18 protein-coding genes are annotated in these 17,865 nt (G+C 61.1%); 6 read left to right on the top strand and 12 right to left on the bottom strand.

The annotated features are described in order from the left end of the window. Positions 1–57 precede the first annotated feature (57 nt). Positions 58–840 carry a sulfite exporter TauE/SafE family protein gene (locus E4T63_RS26735; RefSeq protein ID WP_115985913.1) on the bottom strand — a complete coding sequence of 261 codons (783 nt, stop codon included), beginning with the start codon at positions 838–840 and terminating at the stop codon, positions 58–60. A gap of 130 nt (positions 841–970) precedes the next feature. On the opposite strand from E4T63_RS26735, the gene E4T63_RS26740 reads away from it, so the two are divergent. Beyond that, positions 971–1,717 carry an NRDE family protein gene (locus E4T63_RS26740; protein WP_135296786.1) on the top strand — a complete coding sequence of 249 codons (747 nt, stop codon included), beginning with the start codon at positions 971–973 and terminating at the stop codon, positions 1,715–1,717. A gap of 116 nt (positions 1,718–1,833) precedes the next feature. On the opposite strand, the gene ptsP is transcribed toward E4T63_RS26740, so the two are convergent. Then, on the bottom strand, positions 1,834–4,113 hold the full coding sequence (ptsP, locus tag E4T63_RS26745) for a phosphoenolpyruvate--protein phosphotransferase (protein WP_047596633.1): 2,280 nt from the start codon (positions 4,111–4,113) through the stop codon (positions 1,834–1,836). 22 nt (positions 4,114–4,135) lie between these two features. Next, complete coding sequence (locus tag E4T63_RS26750; RefSeq protein ID WP_003229203.1) at positions 4,136–4,615, bottom strand: RNA pyrophosphohydrolase; 480 nt, start codon at positions 4,613–4,615, stop codon at positions 4,136–4,138. Positions 4,616–4,758: 143 nt separating this feature from the next. Here E4T63_RS26750 and E4T63_RS26755 point away from each other — a divergent pair, with 143 nt between their 5' ends. Then, on the top strand, positions 4,759–5,415 hold the full coding sequence (locus E4T63_RS26755) for an HAD family hydrolase (RefSeq protein ID WP_098966125.1): 657 nt from the start codon (positions 4,759–4,761) through the stop codon (positions 5,413–5,415). A 106-nt stretch (positions 5,416–5,521) separates the two neighbouring features. Here the strand turns inward: E4T63_RS26755 and E4T63_RS26760 are convergent, their stop codons facing one another. After that, positions 5,522–5,947: a DUF2269 domain-containing protein gene (locus E4T63_RS26760; protein ID WP_098966127.1), complete on the bottom strand. Its 426-nt coding sequence runs from the start codon at positions 5,945–5,947 to the stop codon at positions 5,522–5,524. 39 nt (positions 5,948–5,986) lie between these two features. After that, positions 5,987–7,501 carry a threonine ammonia-lyase, biosynthetic gene (gene ilvA / locus E4T63_RS26765; protein ID WP_027610533.1) on the bottom strand — a complete coding sequence of 505 codons (1,515 nt, stop codon included), beginning with the start codon at positions 7,499–7,501 and terminating at the stop codon, positions 5,987–5,989. 316 nt (positions 7,502–7,817) lie between these two features. On the opposite strand from ilvA, the gene rpiA reads away from it, so the two are divergent. Continuing rightward, the gene (gene rpiA / locus E4T63_RS26770) at positions 7,818–8,492 is read left to right on the top strand and encodes a ribose-5-phosphate isomerase RpiA (RefSeq protein WP_007913886.1); all 675 of its coding nucleotides are present in this window, start codon (positions 7,818–7,820) and stop codon (positions 8,490–8,492) included. Between the two features lie 149 nt (positions 8,493–8,641). On the opposite strand, the gene E4T63_RS26775 is transcribed toward rpiA, so the two are convergent. From E4T63_RS26775 to E4T63_RS26790, 4 genes are all read right to left on the bottom strand, one after another. Next, a complete protein-coding gene (locus E4T63_RS26775) occupies positions 8,642–9,559 on the bottom strand; it encodes an SdiA-regulated domain-containing protein (protein WP_135296787.1) in 918 nt (305 codons plus the stop codon). Positions 9,560–9,754: 195 nt separating this feature from the next. Then, complete coding sequence (locus tag E4T63_RS26780) at positions 9,755–10,678, bottom strand: SdiA-regulated domain-containing protein (RefSeq protein ID WP_134784902.1); 924 nt, start codon at positions 10,676–10,678, stop codon at positions 9,755–9,757. A 295-nt stretch (positions 10,679–10,973) separates the two neighbouring features. Then, positions 10,974–11,639, bottom strand: a complete 666-nt coding sequence (locus tag E4T63_RS26785; protein WP_027610530.1) for a fumarylacetoacetate hydrolase family protein — start codon at positions 11,637–11,639, stop codon at positions 10,974–10,976. A 41-nt stretch (positions 11,640–11,680) separates the two neighbouring features. Then, the gene (locus E4T63_RS26790) at positions 11,681–13,075 is read right to left on the bottom strand and encodes an FAD-binding oxidoreductase (RefSeq protein ID WP_098966131.1); all 1,395 of its coding nucleotides are present in this window, start codon (positions 13,073–13,075) and stop codon (positions 11,681–11,683) included. A 204-nt stretch (positions 13,076–13,279) separates the two neighbouring features. Between E4T63_RS26790 and serA the strand changes: the two genes are divergently transcribed. Continuing rightward, a complete protein-coding gene (gene serA / locus E4T63_RS26795; RefSeq protein WP_003229219.1) occupies positions 13,280–14,509 on the top strand; it encodes a phosphoglycerate dehydrogenase in 1,230 nt (409 codons plus the stop codon). A 62-nt stretch (positions 14,510–14,571) separates the two neighbouring features. Here the strand turns inward: serA and E4T63_RS26800 are convergent, their stop codons facing one another. After that, the gene (locus E4T63_RS26800; protein WP_135296788.1) at positions 14,572–14,997 is read right to left on the bottom strand and encodes a DUF4399 domain-containing protein; all 426 of its coding nucleotides are present in this window, start codon (positions 14,995–14,997) and stop codon (positions 14,572–14,574) included. A gap of 135 nt (positions 14,998–15,132) precedes the next feature. On the opposite strand from E4T63_RS26800, the gene E4T63_RS26805 reads away from it, so the two are divergent. Then, entirely contained in the window at positions 15,133–15,702 is a 570-nt protein-coding gene (locus tag E4T63_RS26805) for a transporter substrate-binding domain-containing protein (RefSeq protein ID WP_135296789.1), read from the top strand. A 121-nt stretch (positions 15,703–15,823) separates the two neighbouring features. On the opposite strand, the gene E4T63_RS26810 is transcribed toward E4T63_RS26805, so the two are convergent. Beyond that, positions 15,824–16,309, bottom strand: coding sequence for a DUF523 domain-containing protein (locus E4T63_RS26810; RefSeq protein WP_135296790.1), 486 nt, complete (start codon positions 16,307–16,309; stop codon positions 15,824–15,826). A gap of 1 nt (position 16,310) precedes the next feature. Then, positions 16,311–16,943 carry a 2OG-Fe(II) oxygenase gene (locus E4T63_RS26815; protein WP_103369653.1) on the bottom strand — a complete coding sequence of 211 codons (633 nt, stop codon included), beginning with the start codon at positions 16,941–16,943 and terminating at the stop codon, positions 16,311–16,313. Between the two features lie 108 nt (positions 16,944–17,051). Here E4T63_RS26815 and E4T63_RS26820 point away from each other — a divergent pair, with 108 nt between their 5' ends. After that, positions 17,052–17,804, top strand: coding sequence for a DUF2059 domain-containing protein (locus E4T63_RS26820; RefSeq protein ID WP_097088904.1), 753 nt, complete (start codon positions 17,052–17,054; stop codon positions 17,802–17,804). Positions 17,805–17,865: the final 61 nt, after the last annotated feature.

Raw genomic sequence — 17,865 nt, forward strand, 5'->3', positions numbered from 1 at the left:
GGCGACGCTGCCACCTCAGGATTAAGCCAGGATTGCGGCCTGCTCTGAACCAGAGGCTCAGAGCAGGAAATTCAGGCCCACGCAGAACAGCAAAGCGGCGAACAGCCGTTTCAGCAAGCGCGGCGACAACTTGTGCGCCAGACGCGCGCCGAGACGGGCGAATACCATGCTGGTCAGGGCGATGCCCAGCAGCGCCGGCAAATAGACAAAACCGAGACTATGCGGCGGCAACAACGGATCATGCCAGCCCAGAATCATGAAACTTAACGCACTCGCCACAGCAATCGGCAAGCCACAGGCCGACGACGTTGCCACCGCCTGCTGCATCGGCACGCTGCGCCAGGTCAGGAACGGCACGGTCAGCGAACCGCCGCCGATCCCGAAAATCGCCGAGGCCCAGCCGATCACACTGCCGGCCACGGTCAGACCGAGTTTGCCCGGCACCGTTCGACTGGCCTTGGGTTTGACCTCCAGCGCCAGTTGCACGGCAATCACCAAGGCGAACACGCCGATGATCTTCTGCAGGTTCGGCCCGGAAATCGCCTCGGCCGTCAGCGCCCCAAAACCGGCGCCGAGCAGAATACCCACGGTCATCCACATGAAGATCGGCCAGCGCACCGCACCACGCCGATGGTGTTCACGCACGGCATTGACCGAAGTGAAAATGATGGTCGCCAGCGATGTCCCTACCGCCAGATGCGTGAGGATCGACTGATCGAATCCCTGCAAGGTAAAACTGAACACCAGCACCGGGACAATAATGATCCCGCCGCCCACCCCGAACAGCCCGGCCAGCACGCCCGCACAGGCGCCCAACGCCAGATAGAGCAGAAATTCCATGACCGTCTCCCAGACGCATCCCCAAAACCGGAGCGGCATGGTAACGGATGCATGCCCTTTGGCTCCACTGACGATGGATGCACGGACGCCGACTGCGTAGAGTGAGCAGAAAACACACAAGGACCACCTTATGTGCCTGATCGTTTTCGCCTGGCACCCGGGCCATGCCCAGCCGCTGATCGTCGCGGCCAACCGTGACGAGTTCTACGCCCGCCCGAGCCTGCCGCTGGCGCCATGGGCCGACGCGCCGCAAGTGCACGCGGGGCGCGATCTTGAGGCTGGCGGCACGTGGCTGGGAATCGGCGCCAATGGGCGCTTTGCCGCGCTGACCAATATCCGCGATCCGCACCAGCCGCCGGCGCGTAAATCAAGGGGCGAGCTGGTGGCGCGGTTTCTCACGGGCGATGCGTCGATTGATGATTATTTAAGCGATGTGGTCGCGCGCTCGCCGGAGTACGCCGGGTTCAATCTGCTGCTGGGTAATACCCATGAGCTGTGGCACTTCAATGCGCGGACGTCTGAGCCGGTGATGCTCGAGCCCGGAGTTTACGGGCTATCGAATGCCGGGCTGGATACGCCGTGGCCGAAGTTGCTCAAGGCCAAGGCGGCCCTGAGCGCGGTCTTGGATGATCCGCAGCCTGCGCGACTGCTGGGGTTACTGAGCGATGCGCAGACCGCGCCGTTTAACGAATTGCCGGACACCGGGGTCGGGCTGGCCACTGAATCACTGCTGTCGAGTGTGTTTATTGCCAGTCAAAGTTACGGGACACGGGCGAGTACGGCGTTGATCGTGCAGGCGGACGGCACGCGGCGGATGGTCGAGCGCAGTTTCGGGCCGTATGGCGGGCATTTGGGCGAGGTGGAGATTGCTGTTTAGCAGCGTTTGAACTGACGCCTTCGCGAGCAAGCCCGCTCCCACATTCGACCACATTCCAAAGGTAGAACTCGGTCAAATGTGGGAGCGGGCTTGCTCGCGAAGAGGCCCTCAAGGTTTTAGAGGGCCTTGTTGACCGCCGGCGGATTCATCTTCGACAACCCGAGATTCTTCAGCGCCAGTTGCAGCGAGCTGTGGATCACTTGCGGGTTATCGATCTTCATCAGCTCCGCCAGCAAATCCTTGGCCTTGCTCAGGTTGATCTGGCGCAGCATCCACTTCACTTTCGGCAGGTTGGTGGCGTTCATCGACAGGCTGTCGAAGCCCATCGCCATCAACAGCACCGCCGCTGCCGGATCACCGGCCATTTCGCCGCAGATGCTCACCGGTTTGCCTTCGGCATGCGCATCGCGCACCACGGTCTGCAGGGCTTGCAGCACCGCCGGGTGCAGGTAGTCGTAGAGATCGGCCACTCGCGGGTTGTTGCGGTCGACCGCCAGCAGGTACTGAGTCAGGTCGTTGGAGCCGACCGACAGGAAGTCCACCTGCCGCGCCAGTTCCTTGGTCTGGTACACCGCGGCCGGAATTTCGATCATCACTCCGATCGGCGGCATCGGCACGTCGGTGCCTTCGTCGCGCACTTCGCCCCAGGCCCGGTGGATCAGGTGCAGGGCCTCTTCGAGTTCGTGAGTGCCGGAAATCATCGGCAGCAGGATCCGCAGGTTGTTCAGGCCTTCGCTGGCCTTGAGCATCGCGCGGGTCTGCACCAGGAAGATTTCCGGGTGATCGAGGGTCACGCGAATCCCGCGCCAGCCGAGGAACGGGTTGTCTTCCTTGATCGGGAAGTACGACAGCGACTTGTCACCGCCGATGTCCAGGCTGCGCATGGTTACCGGTTGCGGGTGGAACGCGGCGAGTTGCTCGCGGTAGATTGCCAGTTGTTCCTTTTCGCTCGGGAAACGCTGGTTGATCATGAACGGCACTTCGGTGCGATACAGGCCGACACCTTCGGCGCCGCGCTTCTGCGCCCGCGCCACATCGGCCAGCAGCCCGGTGTTGACCCACAGCGGCATGCGGTGGCCATCGAGGGTCACGCACGGCAGATCACGCAGGGTGTCGAGGCCCAGCGCCAGTTGTTTCTCTTCTTCGACCACCTCGGCGAACTGCTTGCGCAGCACATCGCTGGGGTTGGTGTAGACCTCGCCGCGGGTGCCATCGACGATCACTTCGATGCCGTCAACCTTGGCGTACGGCAGGTCAACCAGACCCATCACCGTCGGAATGCCCATGGCCCGGGCCAGGATCGCGACGTGCGAGTTACCCGAACCGAGGACCGACACCAGACCGACCAATGTGCCTTCCGGCACCTCGCCGAGCATCGCCGGCGTCAGCTCTTCGCTGACCAGAATGGTTTTTTCCGGGTAGACCAGGTTCTGCTGACGCTCTTCCTGCAAGTAGGCCAGCAGGCGGCGGCCGAGGTCTTTGACGTCCGACGCACGCTCGCGCAGGTAGGCGTCGTCCATCAGTTCGAAACGATTGACGTGCTCAGTGACCACCTGACGCAGCGCGCCCTGGGCCCACTGGCCGGTCTTGATCACGGTGGTGATTTCGCTGCCCAGCGAGGCATCGTCGAGCATCATCAGGTAGACGTCGAACAGCGCACGCTCTTCCGGGCGCAGCTGGGTCGCGAGCTTGGCGGACAACGCGCGCATGTCGGCGCGCACACCTTCGATGGCGGTCTTGAACAGCGCCAGCTCGGCGTCGATGTCGGTGATGGTTTTATCTGGCACAACGTCCAGGTCCGCCGGCGGCAGCATGACCACCGCGGTACCGACCGCCGCACCCGGCGAGCCCGGTACGCCGACGAACTTGGCTTCCTGAATGCCCTTGCCCTGTCTGCCCAGACCACGGATCGAGCCGGTGGCCTCGGCGTGGGCGATAACGCCGGCGAGCTGCGCGCTCATGGTCACGAGGAAGGCTTCTTCACCTTCATCGAACTGGCGGCGTTCTTTCTGCTGGATGACCAACACGCCGACGACGCGGCGGTGGTGAATGATCGGCGCCCCGAGGAAGGAGGCGTAGCGCTCCTCGCCGGTCTCGGCGAAGTAGCGGTAGCGCGGGTGATCCGCGGCGTTTTCGAGGTTCAGGGGTTCTTCACGCGTGCCGACCAGACCCACCAGACCTTCGTTGGGTGCCATGCTGACTTTGCCGATCGAGCGCTTGTTCAAGCCCTCGGTGGCCATCAGGACGAAGCGGTTGGTCTCGGGATCAAGCAGGTAGACCGAGCAGACCTGGCTGCCCATGGCCTCTTTGACGCGCAACACAATAATCCCCAACGCCGCCTTGAGATCCTTGGCGGAGTTAACTTCCTGGACGATCTTGCGCAGCGTATTGAGCATGGCTCGGGGTCGAACTCCGTCGTCAGTCGCGCGCTAAAAGGCGCGGGGCAAGCTCTTTGAGGGCGCGTCGATACACCTCGCGCTTGAATGTCACCACCTGGCCCAACGGATACCAATAACTGACCCAGCGCCAGCCATCGAACTCCGGTTTACCGGTCAAATCCATCCGCACCCGCTGCTCGTTGGAGATCAGGCGCAGGAGAAACCATTTCTGCTTCTGGCCGATGCACAGCGGTTGGCTGTGGGTACGCACCAGACGTTGCGGCAAACGATAGCGCAACCAGCCACGAGTACAGGCCAGTATTTCAACATCTTCACGTTCCAGGCCAACTTCTTCGTTCAGCTCGCGGTACAAGGCGTCCTCCGGCGTCTCCTCGGGGTTGATTCCCCCTTGTGGAAACTGCCAGGCATCTTGATTGATACGGCGAGCCCATAGCACCTGGCCGGCGTCATTCGTCAGAATGATCCCGACATTGGGGCGGAAACCATCGGGGTCGATCACGGCAACAACCTCGCAAACGCATGTCGCCGCATTGTTCCACAAAGCTTGATAAGGCGGCAACGAAGGTTCCTACCTTATGTGCACTCTTGTGAAAAGACCGTATTCTTGTCGCCTTTTTACTGACTTTTCAGCGGGTAACTGCAATGCGCCTGGCTCTATTCGATTTGGACAACACCCTTCTGGGCGGCGACAGCGATCACGCTTGGGGCGACTATCTGTGCGAACGCGGCTTCCTCGACCCGGTTGCATACAAGCAGCGTAACGACGAGTTCTATCAGGATTACCTGGCCGGCCAACTGGATAACGCCGCGTACCTGAACTTCTGCCTGGAAATCCTCGGCCGCACCGAAATGGCTGTGCTTGAGCAGTGGCATAACGATTACATGCGCGACTGCATCGAGCCGATCGTGCTGCCCAAGGCGCTGGAACTGCTCAAACAGCACCGCGACGCCGGCGACAAACTGGTGATCATCACCGCCACCAACCGCTTCGTCACCGCTCCGATTGCCGTGCGCCTGGGCGTTGAAACCCTGATCGCCACCGAGTGCGAGATGGTCGATGGCCGCTACACCGGGCGCAGCACCGACATTCCGTGCTTCCGTGAGGGCAAGGTGACGCGTCTGAATCGTTGGCTCGAAGAAACCGGGTATTCGCTGGATGACAGCTATTTCTATAGCGATTCGATGAATGACCTGCCGCTGCTGGAGCAGGTGGCGAACCCGGTGGCGGTGGATCCGGATCCGAATCTGCGGGCCGAGGCCGAGAAGCGCGGGTGGCCAGTGATTTCGTTGCGCGACTGATTACGCCTTCGCGAGCAAGCCCGCTCCCACAGGAGATGGTGTTCACAACACCAATCCAATGTGGGAGGGGGCTTGCTCCCGAATGGGCTCGACTCGGTGTGAAGCCTTAAACAGGCTTGGCGCCCATCAACCCGGCAATGGCGATAAAGCAGACAAAGCTGAATAACGCCAAGGCAAAAGTGAACCTGCCAACCCCGCCCGGCGCCTTGCGCAACCGATTCAACCGCACCAGCAACCAGAACCACGCCAGCGCCGCCACGGTGTACAGCACGCTGGAAGCCAGCAGCCAGGTCTGCCCCAGCGGCCACCCCACCAGATGCACCATGCCCCAGCCGGTAAACGGCATGCTCAGCAACGCCAGGCCCATCAACAGCCAGATGAACACCCGTGGCCGTTGCAAGGTGCGGCTGCCAGCCGTTGCATCACCTTTGCGGCGCGCCAGAAAAACCCAGACTCCCAAACCCAGCGCACTGGCCAGCAACACCACGGTGGCGACCATGTGCGCGGTTTTCAGGGCAGTTAACGTTTCCATTGTTCGATTTCCTTAAGGCCTGCCCATCAGCGTAGCCGCTCAGCCAAGAAACAGCTGATAGGCCGGGTTCTCGCTTTCATCCCAGTACGGGTAACCGATTTCTTCCAGTGCCGCCGGCACCAGATGACGCTCGTCATGCGGTACTTGCAGGCCTGCGACGACGCGACCATCCGCCGCGCCATGATTGCGATAGTGGAACATCGAGATGTTCCAGCGCCCGCCGAGCTTGTTGAGAAAGTTGAACAGCGCGCCCGGACGCTCCGGGAATTCGAAGCGAAACACCACTTCGTCGATCACGTGCGCCGCGTGGCCGCCGACCATGTGGCGGATGTGCAACTTGGCCAGTTCGTTGTCGGTCAGGTCGAGTACCGGGAAGCCCTGCTCGGTCAGGCTCGCCAGCAGTGCGCTGCGTGGGTCGTTTTCCGGGTGAGTCTGCACGCCGACGAAGATGTGCGCTTCGCTGCCGGTGTTGTAGCGGTAGTTGAATTCGGTGATCTGGCGCTTGCCGATCGCTTCGCAAAACGCCTTGAAGCTGCCGGCCTGCTCCGGGATGGTCACGGCGATGATCGCTTCGCGACCCTCGCCCAGCTCGGCGCGCTCGGCGACGTGGCGCAGGCGATCGAAGTTGACGTTGGCTCCAGAGTCGATGGCGACGAAGGTCTGGCCACTGACGCCGCGCAACTCGACGTACTTCTTGATCCCGGCCACGCCCAAGGCGCCGGCAGGTTCGGTGATCGAGCGGGTATCGTCGTAGATATCCTTGATGGCCGCGCAGATTTCGTCGGTGCTGACGGTGATCACTTCGTCGACATAGTCTTTGCAGATATCAAACGTGTGCTGGCCGATCTGCGCCACAGCCACGCCGTCGGCGAAGATGCCCACGGTCGGCAGCACCACGCGCTCGCCGGCGGCCATGGCCGCTTGCAGGCAGTTGGAGTCGTCCGGCTCGACGCCGATGACCTTGATGTCCGGACGCAGGTATTTCACGTACGCCGCAATACCGGCAATCAGACCGCCGCCGCCGACCGGCACGAAAATCGCGTCCAGCGGTTGCGGGTGCTGGCGCAGAATTTCCATCGCCACGGTGCCCTGCCCGGCAATGGTGTGTGGATCGTCGTACGGGTGGATGTAGACGTAGCCCTTTTCATCGACCAGTTTCAGCGAGTACGCCAAGGCTTCCGGGAAGGAATCGCCGTGCAGCACCACTTTGCCGCCGCGCGAACGCACGCCTTCGACCTTGATCTCCGGGGTGGTCTTGGGCATCACGATGGTCGCTTTCACGCCCAGCACTTTCGCCGCCAGCGCCAGACCTTGCGCATGGTTGCCCGCCGACGCGGTAACCACGCCACGGGCGCGCTCTTCGTCAGTCAGCTGGGTCAACTTGTTGTACGCGCCGCGAATCTTGAACGAGAACACCGGCTGCAAGTCTTCACGCTTGAGCCAGATGTCATTGCCCAGCCGCTCGGAGAGCTGGCGAGCGTTCTGCAGCGGGGTTTCTACGGCAACGTCATAAACGCGCGAGGTGAGGATCTTTTTGACGTACTGTTCGAGCATCGGAAAGCATCACTGGCGATTGGGCGGGACCGACGAGTCTAACCCGGCTTTTGGGCGCACGACCACACTGAACAGGGGGTTTTAGCTGGGGCGAACAGTTTGTGATGTAAACCTCATTGTGGTGAGGGGATTTATCCCCGATCGGCGGCGCAGCCGTCGTCAACCTGAGAGCGCAATATTTGGGAGGAGTGCTGGGGAGCGCTTCGCCCTCCATCGGGGATAAATCCCCTCACCACAGGAGTGTTTCCCCCTGCCTTGTCGCGAGGCCTATAATGCCGGCCTTTCCGCACTCACCTTGCCCGCTTCCGGAGCCCGCATGACCCAGGATCAACTCAAACAGGCAGTGGCTCAGGCCGCCGTCGACTTCATCCTTCCGAAACTCGACGACAAGAGCATCGTCGGGGTCGGCACCGGCTCCACCGCCAACTGTTTCATCGATGCGCTGGCCCAGCACAAGGGCGCGTTCGATGGCGCGGTCGCCAGCTCCGAAGCCACTGCCGCACGCCTCAAGGGCCACGGGATTCCGGTGTATGAGCTGAACACCGTCAGCGACCTCGAGTTCTACGTCGACGGCGCCGACGAGAGTGACGCGCACCTGAACCTGATCAAGGGTGGCGGCGCCGCCCTGACTCGCGAGAAGATCGTCGCGGCCGTGGCCAAGACCTTCATCTGCATCGCCGACGCCAGCAAACTGGTGCCGGTGCTGGGCGAATTCCCGCTGCCGGTCGAAGTGATCCCGATGGCCCGCAGCCACGTCGCCCGCCAATTGGTGAAACTGGGCGGCGACCCGGTTTACCGCGAAGGCGTATTGACCGACAACGGCAACATCATCCTCGACGTGTTCAACCTGCAGATCACCAACCCGGTGGAGCTGGAAGCGCAGATCAACGCGATCGTCGGCGTGGTCACCAATGGCCTGTTCGCGGCGCGTCCGGCGGATCTGCTGTTGCTGGGCACCAGCGAAGGTGTGAAAACCCTGAAGGCTGAGTAAGCCCGGCCGCCCCATTCTTGAGGGTAATTGCGTTACCCCCTGTGGGAGCGGGCTTGCTCGCGAATGCGGTGTGTCAGATACATTAATTTGTCTGATACACCGCATTCGCGAGCAAGCCCGCTCCCACATTTGGTTTTTTGGGGTGTCAGTCAGTTTTGCGCAGGTTTCTTGAAGACGTAAAACAAGTTCGGTTCACTCACCAGATACAACGTCCCGTCGTCATCCATCGCAATGCCTTCGGCTTGCGGCACCCTCTTCTGCAAACCCTGCCGCCCCTTGTTCAGTGACAGTGTGCTCAACGGCCGCCCGTCCACATCCAGCTCCAGAATCAGCCCCGACTCGTCGGACAGCGCCAGCAAATGGCCGCTGCGCTCGTCGTATTGCAGGCTCGACAGATCGCGCACGAACATCCCGGCATCGCGCTTGGGGTTGTTGATCACGTGTACCGCGTAGGACTTTTCCGGATTGAAGTGCGGAAAACCGTGCACCTCATAAATCAGCATGGGGTCACGCTCCTTGGCGACGAACAGACGCTTGCCCACTGAATCGTACGCCAGGCCTTCGAAGCCCTTGTTACCGCTCATGTGCACGCCCAGGGTCATCTGTTCAGCGTCCGCCGCATCGAGGAAAGTGGTGCCCTGCTCCAAATGGACTTTGATCAGGCGTTGCTGGCGCTCGTCGGTGATCACATAGGTGTCGGCGCTGATGAACTCCACCGCTTCAGGATCGCCGAAGCCGATCAGCGCGATGCGCCGCAGGATTTTGCCGTCGAGGGACAACTCGACCAACTCGGCATTCTTGTTGGTCACGGTGAACAGGCTTTTGCGCACCGGATCGTAGGTCAGCGCCGAGACATCGTCGTTCAGGCCGTCGATGATCCTGGCCTCGACCTCGACCCGGTATTGACCCAGACCAATGGCCTCGCTGCTCAACGGCTGCCACAAGGTATGCAGATTGAACCAGGCGCGCTCGAACAGGCGCAGGTATTGGCCGATCGCGATCAACACGATCAGGACAACAACCGACAGGATGATAAACAGGGGCTTGGGGCGGGCAAGTCGACGCATTCAGGCAGGCTCGGGATCAAAACAGGCGGATGAAATATCACGCCTGTCTGAACTGAAGCTTAATGGCCACTTGCCTCAGGCCACAAGACAACCCTGTGTAGGAGTTGCCGCAGGCTGCGATCTTTTGATCTTGAAAAACAAAAGCAAAAGATCGCAGCCTGCGGCAGCTCCTATATGAGGATTAGTGAAAGGTGGTTATTTCTGCTTTTCGAAGCGATAGAACAGGTTCGGCTCGCTGACCATGTACAGCGTACCGGCGTCGTCCATGGTTACGCCTTCGGCACGGGGAATGGTGTCCTTCAAACCATTGAAGCCGCCAAGCAGGGTCATGAAGCTGACCTGCTCGCCCTTCTCGTCCAGTTCCAGCAACAGGTGCGAGTCGGCCGACAGCACCAGGGTGTGGCCGGTACGCGGGTCGATGGCCAGTGCCGAGAGGTTGCGAATGTCCAGTTCATCATTGGCCAGCTTCTGCTTGTCGCCCTTGAGGATCTGGCTGCCGTCGCTTTTCCAGGTGAACAGCGCTGGCGGCCGCTCTTCGCCCAGCAGCAACTGCTGGTTGCGCGGATCCCAGGTGATCGCCTCAAAGGCCTTGTTCTGGTTCTTCGACGGGCCGAGGTCGTATTTCGGGAAGTCGGCGATATTCAGCTCGCGGGTGTTGGCATCTACCTTGACGATGGTCAGCAGGTGTTCGCGCTCATCGACGATCGCCATCAGGCCGTTTTCCATCACGGTCACGCCCTCCGGATTGCTCCAGCCCACCAGCGGCATCTTGCGCAGCACATCACCCTGCAGGGTCAGTTCGACCAGAAACGGATTCTTGCCCATCACCGAAAACAGGGTTTTGGTCTGCGGGTTGTAGGACAGGTCCGAGGCCTCGTCCTTTTCCATGCCCGGCAGCAGTTTGCCGTCGATCACCGCCCGATAATCCGGCAACCAGATGCTTGCCTTCTGCTCGGCCTGAGTCTCGAGTCGCTCGCGCAGCCACAGCAGGCCACGGTCGTCCCAATGCATGATATGCGCCACGCCATAAGCGACAGCGAGCACCAGCAACAGCCAGACATACCAGCGCAGGGCAAAACGTGAACGACGGGAAGTTTTGAGCTGAGTTTGAGCGGACATCAGGGACGCGTTCCGAATATTCAGGCTATGGGTAATAGCACAAAGAGGCCGGCTCAGATGCCAGAATGAGAGGAATTATCCGGACAGAATGTGAAAAAAACGGCAAATGGCGGGATTGTCGTGCGGCTTTGCGAGCCGCGACACAGAGCCAATGTAGGAGTGAGCCCTGTGGTGAGGGGATTTATCCCCGATGGGCTGCGAAGCGGCCCCAAAGCTGGGACTGCTGCGCAGGCCATCGGGGATAAATCCCCTCACCACAACAGGCTCGCTCCCACAGGGTGTTACGGTTTCGCGATTAACGTACGCTGCTGCTGAAGCTGCTCGCGCCAACCAGTTCCAGCACGATGTCGTCGCCGACATTCAGCGGGCCGACGCCCACTGGCGTGCCGGTGAGGATCACGTCGCCGGCCTGCAGCGAAAAGCAGCCGGCCATGTGCTGGATCATCGGCACGATCGGGTTGAGCATCGCGCTGCTGTTGCCGTCCTGGCGTACTTCACCGTTGATGGTCAGACGAATGCCGATGTCGGTCAGGTCAGGGAAAGTGCTGCCGACCACGAACGGGGCAATCACCGCCGCGCCGTCGAACGACTTGGCGATTTCCCATGGCAGGCCCTTGGACTTGAGCTCGGCCTGCTTGTCACGCAGGGTCAGGTCCAGCGCCGGGGCGAACCCGGAGATCGCGTCGAGCACTTCTTCACGGCTCGGCTTAGTCGACAGCGGCTTGCCGATCAACACGGCGATTTCCGCTTCGTAGTGCACCGAACCGCGCTCGGTCGGAATGCTGAAACCGCCTTCCAGTGGCACCACGCAACTGCCTGGCTTGATGAACAGCAACGGCTCGGTAGGCACCGGGTTGTCCAGTTCCTTGGCGTGTTCGGCGTAATTGCGGCCAATGCACACCACCTTCCCGATCGGGAAGTGAATGCGCGTGCCGTCGACGTACTGGTGCTGATAGCTCATTTACCGACTCCTGCCTTCATTGATTCATCAGGGATTGCCAATCAAACCGCGAAGATCTTGCCCGGGTTCATGATGCCGTTCGGGTCGAACACCGCTTTGACCGCTTTCATGTACTCGATTTCGACCGGAGAACGGCTGTAGGTCAAGTAGTCGCGCTTGGTCATGCCCACGCCGTGCTCGGCGGATATCGAACCGTTATATTTCTCGACGGTTTCGAACACCCACTTGTTGACGGTCGCGCACTTGGCGAAGAACTCGTCCTTGCTCAGGTTATCAGGCTTGAGGATATTCAAGTGCAGGTTGCCGTCGCCGATGTGGCCGAACCAGACAATTTCGAAGTCCGGATAGTATTCGCCGACGATCGCGTCGATTTCCTGCAGGAATGCCGGGACTTTCGACACGGTCACCGAGATGTCGTTCTTGTACGGCGTCCAGTGCGAGATGGTCTCGGAGATGTACTCGCGCAGCTTCCACAGGTTCTGCAGCTGGGTTTCGCTCTGGCTCATCACACCGTCCAGCACCCAGCCTTGCTCGACGCAGTGTTCGAAGGTTTCCAGCGCCGTGTTGGCCACTTCTTCGCTGGTCGCCTCGAATTCCAGCAATGCGTAGAACGGGCACTCGGTTTCGAACGGCGCCGGTACGTCGCCACGCCCCAGCACTTTGGCCAGGGCCTTGTCGGAGAAGAATTCGAACGCGGTCAGGTCGAGTTTGCCCTGGAAGGCGTGGAGCACCGGCATGATCGAGTCGAAGTCGGCGGTGCCGAGGACCATGGCGGTCAGGTTTTTCGGTGCGCGATCCAGACGCATGGTCGCTTCGACCACAAAGCCGAGGGTGCCTTCGGCGCCGATGAACAACTGGCGCAGGTCGTAACCGGTAGCGTTCTTGATCAGGTCCTTGTTCAGCTCCAGCACATCGCCCTTGCCGGTAACCACTTTCAGGCCGGCGACCCAGTTACGGGTCATGCCGTAGCGAATCACCTTGATCCCGCCGGCATTGGTGCCGATATTGCCGCCAATCTGACTGGAACCGGCCGACGCGAAGTCCACCGGGTAGTACAGGCCGTTTTCTTCGGCGACGTTCTGCAGGTGCTCGGTGACCACGCCCGGCTGACACACGGCGGTGCGGTCGGTGAGGTTCACGTCGAGAATCTGGTTCATGTAGTCGAACGACACCACCACTTCGCCATTCGCGGCCACGGCGGCAGCGGACAGCCCGGTGCGCCCGCCCGACGGCACCAGCGCCACTTTACGGGTGTTGGCCCAGCGGACGATGGCCTGCACCTGCTCGATGGTCTTGGGAAACACGATGGCGCTCGGCGCGGGGGCGAAGTGCTTGGTCCAATCCTTGCCGTACGCGTTCAGGGAGTCGGCGTCGGTCAGGACCTTGCCAGGCTCGACCAGGGTCTTCAGTTCATCAATCAGGGCAGGATTGGTCATCGACAGAACTCTCGAACAATTCATGGTCATCCTGAAGACGCTTCACGTCGCAGGAATGAGTGTTTAGCGGGGTGGCTATGCTAGCATACCGACCCCGCAGGCCAGTGCCCAAGGCCAGTTCTGCGGTGACGGCTTTCTTGTCGTCCAGGTCAATGTCTGTTGACCATTTCCTGCCATTTTTCTCCGGGATACAGGTTTACGCAGATGAGCAAGACTTCTCTCGATAAGAGCAAGATCAAGTTCCTTCTTCTCGAAGGCGTCCACCAATCGGCTGTCGACGTCCTCAAGGCGGCGGGCTACACCAGCATCGAATACCTGACAGGCTCCTTGCCGGAAGCCGAGCTCAAGGAAAAGATCGCTGACGCTCACTTCATCGGCATTCGTTCGCGCACCCAACTGACCGAAGAGATCTTCGATCACGCGAAGAAGCTGGTCGCGGTCGGCTGTTTCTGCATCGGCACCAACCAGGTTGACCTGAGTGCTGCCCGCGAGCGCGGCATCGCCGTGTTCAACGCGCCGTACTCCAACACCCGCTCCGTCGCGGAACTGGTGCTGGCCGAAGCGATCCTGCTGCTGCGCGGCATCCCTGAGAAAAACGCTTCCTGCCACCGTGGCGGCTGGATCAAATCCGCAGCCAACTCCTTCGAGATCCGTGGCAAGAAACTCGGCATCGTCGGCTATGGCTCGATCGGTACTCAGCTGTCGGTTCTGGCGGAAGGCTTAGGGATGCAGGTGTTCTTCTACGACACCGTGACCAAGCTGCCGCTGGGCAACGCCACTCAGGTCGGCAACCTGCACGAGCTGCTGGGCATGTCCGACATCGTCACCCTGCACGTTCCGGAAACCGCGGCGACCCAGTGGATGATCGGCGAGAAGGAAATCCGCGCCATCAAGAAGGGCGGCATCCTGATCAACGCCGCGCGCGGCACCGTGGTCGAGCTGGACGCCCTGGCGGACGCGATCAAGGACAAGCACCTGATCGGCGCGGCCATCGACGTGTTCCCGGTGGAGCCACGCTCCAACGACGAAGAGTTCGAAAGCCCGCTGCGTGGCCTGGACAACGTGATCCTGACCCCGCACATCGGTGGTTCGACTGCCGAAGCGCAAGCCAACATCGGTCTGGAAGTGGCGGAAAAACTGGTCAAGTACAGCGACAACGGTACTTCGGTGTCGTCGGTGAACTTCCCGGAAGTGGCCCTGCCGGCCCACCCTGGCAAGCACCGCCTGCTGCACATCCACGAGAACATCCCGGGTGTGATGAGCGAGATCAACAAGGTCTTCGCCGAAAACGGTATCAACATCTCCGGTCAGTTCCTGCAGACCAACGAGAAAGTCGGTTACGTGGTGATCGACGTCGACGCCGAGTACTCGGAGCTGGCGCAAGAGAAGCTGCAACACGTCAACGGTACTATCCGTAGCCGCGTGTTGTTCTGATCCGACGCTGAGCGACAAAAAAAGGGAGCCTTCGGGCTCCCTTTTTCATGCGTGCGAAAACGTCATTCGACGTTGACGGTGATCTTTTTCGAGACGATCGGCGGATCGAACGCCATGTGGCCGCTGTCACCCAGCTCCAGTTGCAAGGTGTGCTTGCCCGGAGCCAGTTTGATCGTGGCCTCGGTCTGTGCCTTGCCGAAGTGCATGTGGTTGGCGTCGGTCGGCACGACGGAACCGGCCGGAACGATTTCCTTGGCATCAATCAGCAGGTGGTGGTGACCGGTGTTCTTGGTGACGTCACCGGCCGGTGCCAGCGCAACGTCCTTGACCCCGAACTTGACCTTGAACTCCTGAGAAACCGTGGCCCCGTCTTCGGGAGAAACGATGAACACTTCGGCGCCCTTGGGTGCCGGGGTCGCTGCACTGGCCAGCACTGAAACACTCATCAACAGGCCAGCCAAGGCTGCTCGTGACATAAACGTTTTCATTCTCTTCTCCAGTTTTTCCGTAAAATCCGCGCGGTCATGACAACTTCATGACCATTCGTTGTCGAAGGCACTCGACAACCATAGCAAAGCGAGCCTGACTCAGAGCATCGCAATAATGACTTCAAAGGAGTGACCATGCGCTTTCTGCCTGGCCTGATCTGCCTGCTACCCCTTCTGAGCCCTCTGGCTCACGCCGAACTGATTGATGACGTCAACGACCGTGGCGAGTTGCGCATTGCCCTTGAGGCTAATACACCGCCCTTCAATTTCAAGGATGGCGACACACTCACGGGGTTCGAGGTCGAGCTAGGGCAACTGCTGGCCAACGAGCTGGATGTGCGCGCCGACTTCATCGTCACCGACGAAGCCGACCTGCTCCAGGGCGTTGAAAGCGGCAAGTACGACGTCGCGCTTAACCACATAGCACTGACACCTGAACTCAAGGATCGTTTCGACGTCAGCGAGCCTTACGGCAAGGTCGATTCGCAGCTGCTGGCGAAGAAGGATGAGCAGCCTCGACCGATGGTGCTGGTACAGGCGCTGACCGAGGAGAAGCCGAAGACGGCGGTGCCGGTGGAGTTGGCGATTCCGTTTCAGAAGGGTAATCCGGCGTTTCAGGCGAGCCTTGCGGGTGCGTTGCAGCGGATCAAGGCGGATGGGCGGTTGGCGGCGTTGTCCGAGAAGTGGTTCAGCGAGCCCAAATGAACACTTAAACCCTGTGGGAGGGGGCTTGCTCCCGAAGGCGTCGTGTCAGGCAATACACAGGTTGGATGACCCGCCGCTTTCGCGAGCAAGCCCGCTCCCACATGGGTTTTGTGGGTGGCTTTCAGTCGAGTTGGGTCAGGGCCATTGCGGCCTCAGGCAGTTCGAGCTCACTGAACACCTGCACCCCATGCCGTTTGAGCAGCGCAGCCGTCACGCCTTCGCCACTGACCTTCACCCCACTGAACGTCCCGTCATAGGTCAGCAAATTCCCGCAAGAAGGACTGTTGGCCTTGAGCACCGCCACGCGGATGTCATGCTTTTGCACCAGCGCCAGCGCTTGCCGCGCACCATCGAGAAACTGCGCGCTGACGTCCTCGCCCTCGCTGGTGATCACCGCCGCCGTGCCATCGAGCACTTCCGCGCCCTGCCCGCCCGGGATCTCCGCCGCTGCCCGCGGGGTTGGCAAACCGCCAGCCACTTCGGGACACAGCGGCACCACACGGCCCTCGGCGATCCACTGTTCGAGCAGATCGAACGGCCCGCTGGCCCCGCCGTCGTAACGCACGCGGTGGCCCAACAGGCAGCGGCTGACCAGAATCTTCTGCATATCAGAACGGCTCGTTGCCACGGCGACGGAACCAGCCGGTCAGCGACAGGCGTTCGCGGTGCGCCGGCAGCACTTCATGCGGCACCTCACCGGAGAGGAACACCACCAGACAGCCGCCGGTGGGTTGCACGTCGTGGACCCGGTCTTCGTCCAGATACATGCGCAACTGACCGCCGTCTTCCGGCAGCCACGCGTCATTGAGATAGACCACCGCCGAAACCATGCGCCGGTCATCGTCGCGAAAACGGTCGACGTGCTTGCGGTAAAACGCGCCCGGCGGATACAGGGCGAAGTGGCACTCGAAATCCTCCAGCCCCAGGAACAGCCCGCGATTGAGCGCTTCGCGCAGGCTTTCCATCAGGTTCAGATAACGGTCGCTGGCTTCGGCCTGGCCCGGGTCGATCCACTGGATGTGGTCGCCACGAATACCCTCGCGAATCTCTGAAAACGGCCCACGGCCTACCGCTGCCGGCGCCAGTTCACCCTCGGCCTCACGTTTGCGGCACTCGGCCGCCAGCTCGCGGGTCAAACCTGCGGGCAGGAAAATGTTCTGCTGCGACCAGCCGTGTTCGGCCAGGTCGTCGACGATGCGTAACAGCAGCGGGTGTTCAGAGGATATTTGCATGGCGCGCATAGTATGCCGGCGGCAGGAAATCCGACAGAGCCACGCAGCGGCTTGCTACGAATTCTCGACAAGTACCGGCACCGCACGGAGAATAGTCCGCTGCTGACAGGAGTCCCTATGCGCCGTTTGCTTTTTTCACTGTTGATGTTCTGCGTTTTGCCCGCCTGGGCGGACGGCCACGATCAGCTGTACAAGATCGCCGGCTGGCCAGATCAACGTGCGCATTTCAATGATGCCCTGAGTGCCGCGCAGCAGCGCTACCAGAACAACCTGCCGCCGGCGGTGTTTCAAGCCCTGGTCAACAACAGCAACCAGCGCTTCGCCCCCCAAGCCATGGATCAGCGTGCCGAAGCGCAATTGCGCCAGCACCTGGCCGATCCACAACCGGCGCTGACGTTCTTTCAATCGCCGCTGGGCAAGAAAATCGTCGCCGCTGAATTGCTCGCCACCCGTCGCGATCAACTGGCGAAGAACGCCAAGGGCCTGCCGAAGATGCAGGCCAGCGACAGCCGCCTGCTGATCATCGGCCATCTGGCGCAAGCGCTGCCGGCGCGCGAGGCCGGTGCCGAGGTCAGCCTGGCGATTGCCGGGGTGGCGGCGGACAGTCTGAGTTCGATGATCCCCGGCTTGCTCGGCGGCGGTCAGGCGCAAGGCATGTTGAACGGCCAGCGCCAGCGCCTGATGGAGCAGATCGGCGCCGACCTGAACAACACGCTGCTCTACGTTTATCGCGATCTGTCGGATGACGAACTGGAGCAGTTCGCGACCTTCGCCGAGTCCAGCGAGGGCAAGGCGTATTACCAGGCGGCGCTGGCGGCGATTCGGGCGGGGTTGGCGGTGGGGCAAAGCTCCTCGAACCTTGGCCAGTAATCTTTATTGCCTGACCGGCCGCCTTCGCGAGCAAGCCCGCTCCCACAGGTGATCGCGGTTT

Source organism: Pseudomonas fluorescens, from assembly GCF_004683905.1.
Taxonomy (GTDB): Bacteria; Pseudomonadota; Gammaproteobacteria; order Pseudomonadales; family Pseudomonadaceae; genus Aquipseudomonas; species Aquipseudomonas putida_A.